Genomic DNA, 12940 nt, shown 5'->3' on the forward strand with positions numbered 1-12940 from the left:
CGGACCAGGTCACACTCAACCTGGGTCCGGCAGTACCAGGCGGGAAACCGCGAGCCGGGGATACTGGAGGCATGAGTGACGCAGCCGAGCTGGGTGCCTTCCTGAAGGCGCGCCGCGCCGCCTTGGACCCCGCCGACCTGGGCCTACCACCCGGGATCACGCAGCGGCGGGTCAAGGGCCTGCGCCGCGAGGAGCTGGCGCAGCTGTCCGGGATCAGCGTCGACTACTACACGCGGCTGGAGCAGGGCCGCGCGAAGAACGTCTCGGACGCGGTCCTCGACGCGCTGGCCCGCGCGCTGCGCCTCACCGTCGGCGAGGAGTCCTACCTGCGCAACCTCGCCGCGCCGAAGCGCCGGGACGAGCGCGCACCGCAGCGGATCCGGCCCGAGCTGCAGCAGCTGCTCGACGCGATCCAGGCGCCCGCGTTCGTCTTCGGGCGGTACATGGACGTGCTCGCCTGGAACGCCCTCGGCGGCGCGGTCGCGTTCGCCTTCGCCGACCTCGAAGAGCGCAACATGCCGAAGCTCATCTTCACCGACGCACGCGCGAAGGAGCTGCACCCGGAGTACGACGCGGTGTGCCGCGAGCTCGTCGCGAACCTGCGTGCCGAAAGCGGACGGCACCCCGGCGACCCGCGGTACGCGCAGCTGATCGGCGAGCTTTCGCTGGCCAGCGAGCAGTTCCGGAAGCTGTGGGCCGAGCACACCGTCCAGGAGAAGGCGCAGGGGTGGAAGGTGCTGAACAACCCCGTCGTCGGCGAGCTGCGGCTGCGCTACGAGACGCTGCGGCTGCCCCAGGACCCCGACCAGGGCATGGTCGTCTACCACGCCGAACCGGGGTCCGCGACCGAACGCGCGCTCGGCCTGCTGGCCAGCTGGATCGCCGCCGATGAACGGCCGGTGAACAGTCGGCCATCGCGCACCCGCCCGGCGTAACGGCTGCTTAGGCTGCTGCACCTGGGGAGTCGGGGGTAGAGGAGCGGCACGGTGGGCATCGGCGCGACGATGCAGTCCCTCGCCGAAATCCTGAGTTCGGACTCCGGCAGCCTCGTCCTCGGGATCGCCGCGCTGGTGGCGATCGCCGCGCCGTTCGTCGACCGCTACTTCATCCGGCGGCGGCGGATGACGTTCCGCGTCCTCTACAACTCCAAGATCGGGCTGTCCCCGATCGACCTGCACGACGGCGAGAACGGCTCGGCGCAGGCCGACCCGCAGCTCGAGCAGGTCGCGCGGCTGCTCGACCGGATGAGCATCGTCGTCATCCGGATCCACAACACCGGCGGGTTCGACATCGCGCCGGGCGACTTCGAGATCCCGCTGTCGTTCACCTTCGGCAGCCGGATCGTCTGGGACGCGCGCGTGTCCGACGCGACCGACGACGGCTTGCGCCAGCACGTCCGCGACGGCCTCGAGTTCTTCACGCGCGAGACCCCGCAACGGCCGGTCGAAGGCGTGAAGCTGTCGCGCGTGCGCGCGCTGCTGCCGAAGCGGTTCGCGGGGCTCGCCGCGGCCGAAGCACCGCCGGAGGCGCCGGAGTGGCACGGCGTGCGGTTCGCGCGGCTTTCGTTGAAGCGCAAGGAGAAGTTCAAGCTGGTCGTCGTGCTGCGCGAGTCCGACGGGAACGACGGCGAGATCAGCAAGGAGATCGACCACCACGCGCGGCTCGCCGCCGGCCGGATCAAGGACGACCGCAAGCAGCGCCGGTTCGGCTGGCCGGTCATCACGACGGCCGTCGGGGTGCTGCTGACCGGCGCCCTGCTGGCGACGCTGCTCGTCTCGTGGTCGCGGCCGGCCGACTCCGCGCAGTGCGCCACCGGGAAGCTCTCGGTCGAGGGGTCGAGCGCGTTCGTGCCGATCATGGACAGCATCGCCGCGGAGTACCACGGCCAGTGCGACGGCGCGGCCATCACGACCCGGGCGACCGGCAGCGTCACCGGCGTCCGCGCGCTGGCCCCGGTCGACGCGGCGGGCAAGGACGAGCTGGCGGTGCTCTCCGACGGCAAGTCCGGCGAAGCGGGCCCCGACCTGGAGGCGAAGGCCGTCGCGGTGGTCGTGTACAGCCTGGTCGTCAACCGCGCGGCCGGCGTCGACAAGCTGACGACCCAGCAGGTCAAGGACATCTTCAGCGGTCGCGTGCGCAACTGGGACCAGCTGCGGCCGGGGCCGTCGGTGCCGATCGGGATCGTGGGGCGCGGGCAGGAGTCGGGCACGCGCAAGACGTTCGAGCAGAAGGTCCTCGGCGGCGCGGAAGACCGGCTGACGTCGGATTCGTGCCGCAAGCCCGAGCGCGACCCGGCCGCGGCGACCACCCGCTGCGAGCGCGGCACGACCGCCGAAGTGCTCACCGAGGTCGGCGCGGTGCCGGGCGCGATCGGGTACGCCGACGTCCCGGCGGCCAAAACAGCGGCCGCCCGCGACCAGCAGGTGACGATCGTGCAGCTCGACGGCCACTACCCCGACGTCACGACCGTCGACGCCGGGTACCGGTTCTGGACCGTCGAGTACCTGTACACGAAGGGCGTCCCGTCGAACGGGAGCGTGCTGAAGCGGTTCCTCGACTACCTGGCGAGCCCGACTGCGCGGGCCGAGCTGCAGGACGCCGGGTACACCCCCTGCGTGGCCAAGGACGGGCTGCTCGACCCCCTCTGCACCAGGCCGGACATCTGATCGGCAGGAAATTGTCGGTGGTGCGGGTCATGATGTCCGGGTGTTGCTGAGCGAGTTGGTCCGGGCGTCCGCCGAGCTGGCGGCGACGAGGTCCAGGAAGGCGAAGATCGCCCTCCTGGCCGAAGTGCTGCGCGCCGCCGAGGTCGGTGAACTGCCGGTGGTGATCGCGTACCTGACCGGGCAGACGGCGCAGGACCGGCTGGGTGCGGGCTGGCGCACCCTGGCCGGCCTGGGCGCAGGTTCGGCCGACGCGCCGGAGGTGACGGTCACCGAGGTCGACGGGGCGCTCACCGCGGCGGCCGGCGTCGCGGCGGGCACGGGCTCCGCGACGCGGCGGCAGGAGGTCCTGCGGGCGTTGTTCGAGCGGCTCACGAAGGACGAGCAGCAGTTCCTGTTCCGGCTGGTCACCGGCGAGCTGCGGCAGGGCGCGCTGGAAGGTGTGATGGTCGACGCCGTCGCGGCGGCGGCCGAGGTGCCGGCCGAGGACGTGCGGCGGGCGTTCATGCTGTCCGGGAAGCTGGGCGTCACCGGGGTCGCGGCGATGACCGGCGGGCCGGCCGCGCTGGCGGAGTTCCGGCTGACGCTGGGCACGCCGATCAAGCCGATGCTGGCGTCGCCGGCGGAGTCGCTGGACGAAGCCGTCGCCGAGCACGCCGAGGCGATCGTCGAGTACAAGATGGACGGTGCGCGGATCCAGGTGCACCGCCACGGCGACGAGGTGCACGTCTGGACGCGGACCCTGCGCGAGATCACCGGGAGCGTCCAGGAGCTGGTCGAGCTCGTGCGGGCGCTGCCGTGCGAGTCGGTGGTGCTGGACGGCGAAACGCTCGCCCTGACCGACGCGGGGCGGCCGCGGCCGTTCCAGGACACGATGAGCCGGTTCGGCAGCACGCGCGAGGAGCAGGTCAAGGCGTTGCTGCTGCGGCCGTACTTCTTCGACTGCCTGCACCTCGACGGCGTCGACCTGCTGGACGCGCCGCTGTCCGAACGCAACGCGGCGCTGCGCAAGGTCGCCGGGGCGCACGTGATCCCCGGCGAGATCGGCACTTCGCGGGCCTCAGCGGTCCTGGACGCGGCGATGGAGGCCGGCCACGAAGGGGTGATGGTCAAGGACCTGGCATCGCCGTACGCGGCCGGGCGGCGCGGGCGGGCGTGGCTGAAGGTCAAGCCGGTGCACACGATCGACCTCGTCGTGCTCGCGGCGGAGTGGGGGCACGGGCGGCGCACGGGCACGCTGTCGAACCTGCACCTGGGCGCCCGCGACCCGGACGGCGGCCCGCCGATCATGGTGGGCAAGACCTTCAAGGGCATGACCGACGAGCTGCTGGCGTGGCAGACGAGGACGTTCCAGGAGATCGAAACCCACCGCGACGACTGGACGGTGTACGTCCGGCCGGAGGTGGTGGTCGAGATCGAGCTGGACAGCGCCCAGGTTTCGACGCGCTACCCCGGTGGCCTGGCGCTGCGGTTCGCGCGGGTGGTCCGCTACCGCCCGGACAAGGACCCGGCGGACGCCGACACGATCGACACGGTCCGCGGTCTGCTGCACGGCGACCGTTCGGAAGGGAGCTGACGACGAAAGTCTTGATCACGACATCTCGCGCGTCGGCGGTGCTTTCCTCCTAAAAGGAAAGACGAAAGTCTCTTGGTGCGCGCCCGCCGATCTCGCCAGGGTGGAGTTTCCACGACTGCTGGGGAGAAAAGCATGAGACTGCGCGCTGTGGCCGGCTTGTTCGCGAGCACCACCCTGCTCGTGACCGCGTTCGCCGCACCCGCCGGTGCCTCGCCCGTGCCGAGCACGCCGGATGCCGGGCACCAGCCGTCGAAGCACCACTTCTCGGCGGCCGCGCAGTCGTTCGTCGGCGCCGACACCGTGCAGAAGCGCGTCGCCAAGCTGGAGGCGGCGATGGCGTCGCTGCCGAAGGAAAGCACCGCCTACAACGCGACGAAGCTGTGGAACGCCGGCATCACCGGCGCGGGCAGCACCGTCGCGACGCTGGTGTCCTTCGGCGACGACAAGGTCAAGCAGGTGCTCGACACCTACTCGAAGAACCACGGCTTGCCGCCGGCGAACGTCGAGGTCATCGAACCGTCCGGCGCGGTGCCCGCGTGCACCGACCCCGGCGTCGACACCGCCACCTGCCAGGGCTGGGGCGGCGAGACCGACCTCGACGTCACGATGATGCACGCCATGGCGCCGAACGCGAAGATCATCGTCGCGGCGACGCCGGTCGCGGAGACGCAGGGTTTCACCGGGCTGCCGGAAATGATGCACGCGGTCGACTACATGACCGAGCACAAGCTGGTCGACGTCATCTCGATGAGCTTCGGGACCACCGAGGAGAACTTCCCTTCGTTCGACTCGATCAAGACGCTCGACCCGGCGCTCGACCGCGCGAGCAAGGCCGGCATCACGATGGTCGCGTCCTCGGGTGACGACGGCCCGACCGGCGGCTACCTCTACGGCCCGGGCGACTACCCGTACCGCGTCGCGAGCTGGCCGGCGTCCGACCCGCGCGTCACGACGCTCGGCGGCACGCAGCTGCACCTCGACGCGAACGGCACCCGCACCAAGCCGGACGACCTGGTGAACGTCGCCGACGACGGTTTCGCCGAGGGCGCCGGGCTGTCGAAGACGTACGCGCGGCCGAACTGGCAGGACGGCGTCAAGAAGATCACCGGTAGCAAGATGCGCTCGTTCCCGGACATCAGCATGGAAGGCGTGCACGGCACTTCGCAGTCCGCGCCGCTGTTCGCCGGCGTGCTCGCGCTCGCGGTGCAGGCCAAGCACGGCAAGCTCGGCCAGATCAACCCGGCGCTGTACACGAAGCTGGGCCCGGCGGGCGCGAAGGCGGGCATCGTCGACGTCACCGAAGGCGACAACAGCCAGTACGGCGTCGTCGGCTTCACCGCGGCGAAGGGCTTCGACATCGCCAGCGGCTGGGGCACGGTCGACGCGTCGGTCTTCGTTCCCGCGCTGGTGAAAGCACTGCGCTGACAATTGACCGGAAACGGCGGAGTTCGGTTTTTTCGACGCGATCGTGTCGAGATTTTTCCCCACAGAACGGGAAGGCCGCCGCCGCTTTCGACGCGGCTGTCGCCGACGGGACGAGCTACACGAAGGTGTACGCCGCGGAAATCAAGCAAAAGAACTTCATCGTTTTCCGCACCACCACCGTCAGCAATTTCGCGGTGGGTAGAACGGCGCGATCACCGCGGGGACCCCGCTGACGATCACCGACGCCAACCGGGCGTCGGTGCAGAAGCGCGACCTGCAGGGCCGGTTCGTCATCAAGACGACCGACGGCCAGACCTTCCGGCTCAGCATCATCCCTTCCGTGCCGAAGCTGCTCGCCGCCAGCTACCAGCTGCCGGTCGACCAGAAGGACGAGTACGAGGCGTTCACCACCCTCCGGGACGCCCTCATCTCGGCTTGACTTCCCGCGCCCCGGTGCCGATCGGCACCGGGGCGCCGCCGGCGTCAGTAGCAGCGGTCGGACTTGATCGCGTAGGTGTAGTTGTTGGAGAGGTTGGACGTCACCTCGAACCGGATCTTGTGGTAGACGGGCGGATCGCCGAGCACGCCGTGCGACACCGTGTGCTCCTTGCCCGGGGCAATCGCACCGCTCCACAGGCCCTTGTCGAAGACGTCCTCGACGATCTGGACGAGCAGGCCGCGGTAGTCGTGGTTGTGCACGGTGATGTCGATCTTCTGCCCGGCACTGACTTCGACAACCTTCGTCGCGCCGCCCATCAGCGGGCCGCCTGCGCACACCTTCGTCGCGGCGGACGCGGACGGCACGGCCACCAGCGTCGCGGCCAGGGCCACCACCGGAACGATCACCTTGCGCATCAGCGGTTCCCCACCTTCGTCTTGACCACATCGGACGTTTCGGCGATGTCGATGCCGAACTTCATCGAGCCGCCGCAGTAGGCGTGCTTGCCGTTCTTGAAGTAGAGCGTCAGGTCGCCGCCGCACTCGAAGACGCGGATGTCCCAGGTGCGCTCGCCCGGCCACAGGCAGATGGCGTCCTTGCCCGCCCGGCGCATCCAGCCGTGGTACCCGGATTCGCACGTGATGATCGAATCACTCGCGACGGTCCCCGCCGCCGGAACCGTCGCCGAAGCCGGACCGGCCGACAGCAGGCCCGCGGCGAGCGCGGCTCCCGTGACGGCCGCGACCCTCAGATACGGACGCATGGATTTCCTTCCCCTGCACGATGGATTCGCCCGGGAGATCCGGACACCGACGACGTTATGGACGCCCGCGGTGGCGGCGGAAGCCCTGCATCGGCTACACCGGAGCGAAAGCCAAAGGAAGATCGTCTTCGCAGGTCAGCGCAATGGCCAGCCGCTTCGGAAAGCCAAATTCACGGGGTGATCCGCACCGAGAAGAAGACGGCGCGGGCGTCGGGCAGCAGCAGGTGGCCCTCGGAGTCGGCCATCTTCCAGTAGACCTGGCAGTGCCCGGCTGCGGAAGGAGCCTGCACGTCGACGGAGATACGCACGTGCTCGCCGGGCGCGGTGTAGGGGACGGGCACGCGGTCGGGGGTGCGGCATTGGTCGGGGCTGCCGAACGAGCCCGAGCGGACGAGGTAGCGCCCGATCCATCCGACGGATCCGGCGTTGCGGAGCTCCCAGGTCTTGGTGAACCGGCTCCCGGCGGCGACGGCGGCGCCATCGGGAACGGTGACATCGGCGACGAACTCGGAAACGTCACCGGCAGCGGCAGGCTCATCGGGGTTCCGCCGAACACGAACACGAGCGCAACGACGAGGACAAGAGCGACGGCCGCGGCTAGGCCATAAGCCGCCGACCGGCGGCGCGGGGCCGAGGCCCCGGCACCTCGGCTTCCGGTTCCCGCGCCTTTTCCCACGCCCCGCGCCACTCCAGCAGCGCCGCGGGTTCGTCCTGGCCGAGCACCCCCACCGCCAGCACCCGCACGAACTCCCACGTCGTCTCCCAGCTGGGCAGCTGCCTTCCCCGGGCCGCCGCCGAAAGCGCCGACTTGGACGCCAACGCCCCCAGCTCGTCGCGCATCCGGTCGTACGACGGGTCGCCCGCCGCGCGCTTCAGCTCCCACAGCCGGCGGGCGAACTCGGCGACCGGCCCGGTTTCCCCCGCGGGCCCGAGCGCGACCCGCCCGCGGCGCCCCGGCCTGCGTTCGACGTCCATCTCCGCCGACAATAGGACGCGGACCGGGTGACCGGCGCGCCTCGAACGGGTGATGCCCGCGGGTTCGTCCACAGTGGAGCTAAGCTCCGGAAATGCGCAGCGAGATGCTCACCCGCGCCTGGTTCGGGGTCACCGCCGTGGTCGCGCTGACCGGGCTCGTCAGCCAGGTCGTCGCCACCGCGACCGACGCGAACGGCCGCGTCGCGAACCTGCTCTGCTTCTTCACCATCGACTCGAACCTGCTGGTCGCGATCACGTCCGCGCTGGTCGCGCTCGGCCTGGCCCGCGGCAGGCTGTTCACCGTGCTCTGGCTCGACGCGCTCGTCGGCATCATCGTCACGGGCATCGTCTACCAGGTCGCCCTCGCCGGCCTGTACGAGCTGCACGGCCTGTCGCTGTTCTCCGACACCATGCTGCACAAGGTCACGCCGATCCTGTTCGTGCTCGGCTGGCTCCTCGCCGCCCCGCGCGGCGTGCTGACCTGGGCCACCGTCGGGTGGTCGCTGCTCTACCCGCTGGCGTGGCTCGCCTTCACCCTGCCGCGCGGCGCGCTCACCGGCTTCTACCCGTACCCGTTCGTCGACGCCGGCGCGCTCGGCTACGGCCAGGTCGCGCTCAACTGCGTCTTCATCGGGCTGTTCTTCACCGCGCTCGCCGCGGGCGCGTTCCTCTACGACCGCCGGCTCACGCCCGCACCCGGCGGAACGCGTTGAGCCCGTCGCTCAGCCCGGCCTGGACCAGCGTCGGCAGCGCGCCGCGCCGGTCGACCGGCTTGCCCGCCGCGATCCGGTGCATCTGGCGGGTGTGCCACTGGATCTCCAGCAGGCTGTCGGCCAGCCGGACGCCGGTTTTCGGGCAAAGCCGTTCCGCGCGGACGTCGTCGCCGTCGAGCAGCCGCGCCGGCAACGCGGGGTCGACGATCAGCGGCCGCCCGAGCCCGACGACGTCCAGCGCGCCCGAGCGCAGCGCCTCTTCCATTCCGTCTCGCGTCGCGAAGCCGCCGGTGACCATCAACGCGACGTCGGACACCGAACGCGCCTTCGCCGCGTAGTCCAGGAAGTACGCTTCGCGCGCCTGCGTGCTCGCCCGTCCGGAGCCCATCATTGCGGCCTTCTCGTACGTGCCACCGGACACTTCCAGCAGGTCGACGCCGGTTTCGCCGAGCTCGCGCACGACCTCCAGGGACTCCTCCTCGGTGAAGCCGCCGCGCTGGAAGTCCGCGCTGTTCAGCTTCACCGCGATCGGGACGTCGTCGCCCACGGCCGACCGGACCCGCCGCACGACCTCCAGCAGGAACCGGCGCCGGCGCACCGCGTCGCCGCCCCAGGCGTCCGTGCGCAGGTTCGTCAGCGGCGACAGGAACTGCGACACGAGGTAGCCGTGGGCGCCGTGGATCTGGACGCCGTGGAAGCCCGCGTCGACGAACGTCCGGGCCGCGACGGCGAAGCGCTCGATGATCGCTTCGATCTCGTCGCCGGTCAACGCGCGCGGAACGGCGAAGGCGGTGCGGATGCCTCGGCTGCCGAAGGGGACGGCGGACGGCGCCACTGGTTCGCGCGAGAGGTACCGCGGGCTCTGGCGGCCGGGGTGGTTGAGCTGCACCCACAACCGCGTGTCGGTGCCTTCGACCGCGCGCGCCCACGCGCGGAAGCCGGCCGGGTCCGCGGTCGCCGTCACGTTGCGCGGCTCGCCGAGCGCGGCCGGGTCCACCATGACGTTGCCCGTGATCAGCGTCCCGGCACCGCCGCGGGCCCAGGTGCGGTACAGCTCGTGCAGGTCCCGCGTCGGGGCGTTGCGCCGGTCGCCGAGCTGCTCGCTCAGGGCCGACTTGGCCAGGCGGTTCGGCAGCACGGCGCCGCAGCGCAGCTTCAGCGGCTCGGCCAGGAGCGTCATCGCGTCCCCTCTCGAACTTACTCGAAGTAAGGTGACGCGAGAGTAGCATACCGCCGGTATGTCATCTACCCGCCGAATGACCGTTAGGGTCGCCGCATGACGGCGATCGTGCAGAACCTGGTGACGTCCGGAACCTTCCAGCTCGACGGGGGCAGCTGGGACGTCGACAACAACGTGTGGATCGTGGGCGACGACACGGCGGTGATCGTGATCGACGCGGCGCACGATGCGAAGGCGATCGAAAACGTCATCGGCGACCGGAAACTGGCCGCGATCGTCTGCACCCACGCGCACAACGACCACGTCAACGCCGCCCCGGAACTCGCCGCGGCCACCGGCGCGCCGATCCTGCTGCACCCCGACGACCGCGTCCTCTGGGACCGGACGCACCCGGACCGCGCGCCGGACGGCGAGCTGGCGGACGGCCAGACGATCACGATCGCTGGCACGGCGCTGCGGGTCATCCACACGCCGGGGCACGCGCCGGGCGCGGTGTGCCTGTACGCCGAAGAGCTGGGGGTGGTGTTCACCGGCGACACGCTGTTCCACGGCGGCCCGGGCGCCACCGGACGGTCCTATTCGGACTACCCGACCATCGTGAAGTCCATCCGCGAGAAGCTGTTCACGCTCCCGGAGGCAACGAAGGTCCACACGGGCCACGGCGAAGGCACGACGCTGGGCGCGGAGAAGACGGCTTCGAGCGGCTGGGACGCGGCCTAGGAGGTGTGCTTCCGGGCGACGAGGGCGAACTCCTCGATCGCCCGGTCCAGGTTCCTGGCAGCCTCACGCACAAGAGGTGGCAGGTAGACCCGATCGAACTCGCCTCGCGGATCCAGCTCGAAGCGCACATCGTGCAGCCGCGTGTCGAGTTCGCGAACCTCGCGCGCCCGTTCGATTAGGTGGTCAGGGCCGGACATGATCAGCAAGCCCAGGAACCCGCGGACCTCCGCCCGGGCCGCGTAGTAGGCGTCTTCGTAGTCGATCTGCCGCCGCTCATCCGAATCCGGGTTGTCGTCGGTCAAGGTTCGACGGCGATAGAAAACGTTCAAATCGATGACATGCTGCCTGGCGCGAGCGGCCGCCTCGATCAGTCCGGCGCAGCGGTCGGCGCGGTCCTGCCGCAGCTTCGCGCGCCGCGCCGCGTTGAGCTTCCACGGCTCGAGCAGCGCACCCAGGGTCACGCCGACCAGCGACGCCACTGCGGCGATGCCCGCGGCCCCGACCGCTGTCAGCACGTCAGCCGCGGCGCGGTCGGCGACACCCGTACGCGCTGCTTCGCCTCTTCGGCCAGCGTGAGCGCCCACTGCTGCAGGCCGGCGACGTCGATTCCGTGCGGCGGCTCGCTCCGGAACGGCTCGATGTTCGCCGCCCCGCGCTCCAGCAGGGACACCGCGCCGACGTTGTTGCCGCGTGCTGCGTGCGTCAGTCCCACCGCGAGCTGGGCCAGGCCGCGCCACAGTTCGCGGTCGGCGCCGTCGGTCGTCTTCCACGCGTCTTCGAAGACCTCGTGGGCGTGGAACGGCTTGCCGTCGTCGAGCAGCCGCTGCGCCTCCGCAAGCGTTTGCGACGGCGTTCTCGCGATGCCTTCGGGCTGGCGCTCGACGCCGTCGGCGCCGTACGGCAGCGGCCGGCCGAGACCGTCGCGCGGCCGTGCGTTGCGTGCCCGTCCCTCGTCGTCCCGGTCGCGGCGGCTCATACCCTGAGATCCTGCCACGGGTCCAGCAGGTAGTCTGGTGACTCGTGCGTTTCCTCGACGGCCACCGGCCCGCCCACGACCTGACCTACGACGACGTGTTCCTACTGCCGAACCGTTCGGACGTGGAGTCCCGCTTCGACGTCGACCTCGCCACCGCGGACGGCACCGGCGCCACCATCCCGATCGTCGTCGCCAACATGACCGCGGTCGCCGGCCGGCGGATGGCCGAGACCGTCGCCCGCCGCGGGGGCCTGGTGGTGCTCCCCCAAGACGTCGACACCGAGGCCGTCGCGGAGATCGTCGGCTGGGTGAAGAGCCGGCACACCGTGTGGGATACGCCGCTGGTCCTGACCGGCGGTGACGCCGTCGCCGACGCCCTCAACCTGGTCCACAAGCGCGCCCACGGCGCCGTCGTGATCGTCGATGGTGAAGGCCGCCCGGTCGGCATCGTCGACGAAGCGGCCTGCGCGGGTGTCGACCGCTTCGCGCGGCTCGCCGACGTCGCGCAGCCCGCGACCGTCGCGGTCCCGCTGACCACGCCGTCGCGCGAGGTCTTCGAACTACTGCACAGCCACGGCGCGAACCTGGCGCTCGGTCTCGACGCCGAGGGCCGCCTCGCGGGCGTGCTGACCGCCGTCGGCGCGCTGCGCGCGGACATCTACACCCCGGCCGTCGACGGCGACGGCAAGCTGCGCGTCGCCGCCGCGGTCGGCGTAAACGGCGATGTCGCGGCGAAGGCCGAAGCCGTGCTCGGCTCCGGCGTCGACGTGCTGGTCGTCGACACCGCCCACGGCCACCAGGAGAAGATGATCGCCGCGCTGAAGGCCGTCCGGTCGGTGTCGCCGAAGGTGCCGGTGGTCGCCGGGAACGTGGTCACCGCGGAAGGCACGCGCGACCTGATCCAGGCCGGCGCCGACGTCGTCAAGGTCGGCGTCGGGCCGGGCGCGATGTGCACGACCCGGATGATGACCGGCGTGGGCCGCCCGCAGTTCTCCGCGGTCGCCGACTGCGCGGCCGCCGCGCGCGAGCTGGGCAAGCACGTCTGGGCCGACGGCGGCGTGCGCCACCCGCGCGACGTGGCGCTGGCGCTGGCCGCCGGCGCGTCCGCGGCGATGGTCGGCTCGTGGTTCGCCGGCACCTACGAATCCCCCGGTGACCTGCGGTTCGACGAGCAGGGCCGGCCGTACAAGGAGTCGTTCGGAATGGCGTCGAAGCGCGCGGTGGGCGCGCGGACGCGGACGGACAACGTCTTCGATCGCGCCCGGAAGGCGCTGTTCGAGGAGGGCATCTCGTCGTCGCGGATGGCGCTCGACCCGCAGCGCCCGGGCGTCGAGGACCTGCTGGACTCGATCGGCTCCGGCGTCCGCTCGTCCTGCACGTACGCGGGCGCGCGCACCTTGGAGGAGTTCCACGAGCGCGCACTGCTGGGCGTCCAGTCGGCGGCCGGTTTCGCGGAGGGCCGCCCGCTCCCCTCGGGCTGGTGACGGACCGGGAGCGGCGCGGGTGCGCC

14 protein-coding genes and 1 pseudogene are annotated in these 12940 nt (G+C 71.1%); 8 read left to right on the forward strand and 7 right to left on the reverse strand.

Going from position 1 to position 12940, the window contains the following annotated elements:
- Positions 1-71: 71 nt before the first annotated feature.
- From ACZ7OH_RS04345 to ACZ7OH_RS04365, 5 genes are all read left to right on the forward strand, one after another.
- Positions 72-935: a helix-turn-helix domain-containing protein gene (locus tag ACZ7OH_RS04345; RefSeq protein ID WP_470279519.1), complete on the forward strand. Its 864-nt coding sequence runs from the start codon at positions 72-74 to the stop codon at positions 933-935.
- A 51-nt stretch (positions 936-986) separates the two neighbouring features.
- A complete protein-coding gene (locus ACZ7OH_RS04350) occupies positions 987-2666 on the forward strand; it encodes a PstS family phosphate ABC transporter substrate-binding protein (protein WP_470279520.1) in 1680 nt (559 codons plus the stop codon).
- Between the two features lie 40 nt (positions 2667-2706).
- Entirely contained in the window at positions 2707-4239 is a 1533-nt protein-coding gene (locus ACZ7OH_RS04355; RefSeq protein ID WP_470279521.1) for an ATP-dependent DNA ligase, read from the forward strand.
- 132 nt (positions 4240-4371) lie between these two features.
- Positions 4372-5664: a S53 family peptidase gene (locus ACZ7OH_RS04360; protein ID WP_470279522.1), complete on the forward strand. Its 1293-nt coding sequence runs from the start codon at positions 4372-4374 to the stop codon at positions 5662-5664.
- A gap of 259 nt (positions 5665-5923) precedes the next feature.
- Complete coding sequence (locus ACZ7OH_RS04365) at positions 5924-6103, forward strand: hypothetical protein (RefSeq protein ID WP_470279523.1); 180 nt, start codon at positions 5924-5926, stop codon at positions 6101-6103.
- 44 nt (positions 6104-6147) lie between these two features.
- Here ACZ7OH_RS04365 and ACZ7OH_RS04370 read toward each other — a convergent pair whose 3' ends face one another.
- From ACZ7OH_RS04370 to ACZ7OH_RS04385, 4 genes and pseudogenes are all read right to left on the reverse strand, one after another.
- A complete protein-coding gene (locus ACZ7OH_RS04370; protein ID WP_400894730.1) occupies positions 6148-6519 on the reverse strand; it encodes a hypothetical protein in 372 nt (123 codons plus the stop codon).
- Positions 6519-6866 carry a hypothetical protein gene (locus ACZ7OH_RS04375; protein ID WP_470279524.1) on the reverse strand — a complete coding sequence of 116 codons (348 nt, stop codon included), beginning with the start codon at positions 6864-6866 and terminating at the stop codon, positions 6519-6521. The genes ACZ7OH_RS04370 and ACZ7OH_RS04375 overlap by 1 nt, the downstream gene beginning before the upstream one ends.
- Positions 6867-7036: 170 nt before the next feature.
- A pseudogene (locus tag ACZ7OH_RS04380) lies at positions 7037-7297 on the reverse strand (NBR1-Ig-like domain-containing protein); the annotation flags it as partial.
- A 166-nt stretch (positions 7298-7463) separates the two neighbouring features.
- Complete coding sequence (locus tag ACZ7OH_RS04385) at positions 7464-7841, reverse strand: hypothetical protein (RefSeq protein ID WP_470279525.1); 378 nt, start codon at positions 7839-7841, stop codon at positions 7464-7466.
- Positions 7842-7933: 92 nt separating this feature from the next.
- Between ACZ7OH_RS04385 and ACZ7OH_RS04390 the strand changes: the two genes are divergently transcribed.
- Positions 7934-8554, forward strand: coding sequence for a Pr6Pr family membrane protein (locus ACZ7OH_RS04390; protein WP_470279526.1), 621 nt, complete (start codon positions 7934-7936; stop codon positions 8552-8554).
- Here ACZ7OH_RS04390 and ACZ7OH_RS04395 read toward each other — a convergent pair.
- Entirely contained in the window at positions 8526-9734 is a 1209-nt protein-coding gene (locus ACZ7OH_RS04395) for an NADH:flavin oxidoreductase/NADH oxidase family protein (RefSeq protein WP_470279527.1), read from the reverse strand. The genes ACZ7OH_RS04390 and ACZ7OH_RS04395 overlap by 29 nt on opposite strands.
- A 96-nt stretch (positions 9735-9830) precedes the next feature.
- On the opposite strand from ACZ7OH_RS04395, the gene ACZ7OH_RS04400 reads away from it, so the two are divergent.
- Positions 9831-10454 carry an MBL fold metallo-hydrolase gene (locus tag ACZ7OH_RS04400; protein ID WP_470279528.1) on the forward strand — a complete coding sequence of 208 codons (624 nt, stop codon included), beginning with the start codon at positions 9831-9833 and terminating at the stop codon, positions 10452-10454.
- Here ACZ7OH_RS04400 and ACZ7OH_RS04405 read toward each other — a convergent pair.
- Positions 10451-10969 (reverse strand): hypothetical protein, encoded by a 519-nt coding sequence (locus tag ACZ7OH_RS04405; protein WP_470279529.1) that lies wholly within the window; start codon positions 10967-10969, stop codon positions 10451-10453. The genes ACZ7OH_RS04400 and ACZ7OH_RS04405 overlap by 4 nt on opposite strands.
- Positions 10963-11430, reverse strand: a complete 468-nt coding sequence (locus tag ACZ7OH_RS04410) for a DUF309 domain-containing protein (RefSeq protein ID WP_470279530.1) — start codon at positions 11428-11430, stop codon at positions 10963-10965. Before ACZ7OH_RS04410 ends, ACZ7OH_RS04405 begins: the two co-directional genes overlap by 7 nt.
- 44 nt (positions 11431-11474) lie before the next feature.
- Between ACZ7OH_RS04410 and guaB1 the strand changes: the two genes are divergently transcribed.
- On the forward strand, positions 11475-12914 hold the full coding sequence (guaB1, locus tag ACZ7OH_RS04415) for a GMP reductase (protein ID WP_470279531.1): 1440 nt from the start codon (positions 11475-11477) through the stop codon (positions 12912-12914).
- Positions 12915-12940 lie beyond the last annotated feature (26 nt).

Source organism: Amycolatopsis sp. NPDC114478, assembly GCF_055633805.1.

What these genes read in the sequence shown, in the direction of transcription:
- ACZ7OH_RS04370 (WP_400894730.1), bottom strand. Translation starts at nt 6,519, where the DNA reads ATGCGCAAGGTGATCGTTCCGGTGGTGGCCCTGGCCGCGACGCTGGTG.
- ACZ7OH_RS04395 (WP_470279527.1), bottom strand. Translation starts at nt 9,734, where the DNA reads ATGACGCTCCTGGCCGAGCCGCTGAAGCTGCGCTGCGGCGCCGTGCTG.
- ACZ7OH_RS04345 (WP_470279519.1), top strand. Translation starts at nt 72, where the DNA reads ATGAGTGACGCAGCCGAGCTGGGTGCCTTCCTGAAGGCGCGCCGCGCC.
- ACZ7OH_RS04400 (WP_470279528.1), top strand. Translation starts at nt 9,831, where the DNA reads ATGACGGCGATCGTGCAGAACCTGGTGACGTCCGGAACCTTCCAGCTC.
- ACZ7OH_RS04410 (WP_470279530.1), bottom strand. Translation starts at nt 11,430, where the DNA reads ATGAGCCGCCGCGACCGGGACGACGAGGGACGGGCACGCAACGCACGG.
- ACZ7OH_RS04360 (WP_470279522.1), top strand. Translation starts at nt 4,372, where the DNA reads ATGAGACTGCGCGCTGTGGCCGGCTTGTTCGCGAGCACCACCCTGCTC.
- ACZ7OH_RS04375 (WP_470279524.1), bottom strand. Translation starts at nt 6,866, where the DNA reads ATGCGTCCGTATCTGAGGGTCGCGGCCGTCACGGGAGCCGCGCTCGCC.
- ACZ7OH_RS04390 (WP_470279526.1), top strand. Translation starts at nt 7,934, where the DNA reads ATGCGCAGCGAGATGCTCACCCGCGCCTGGTTCGGGGTCACCGCCGTG.
- ACZ7OH_RS04385 (WP_470279525.1), bottom strand. Translation starts at nt 7,841, where the DNA reads ATGGACGTCGAACGCAGGCCGGGGCGCCGCGGGCGGGTCGCGCTCGGG.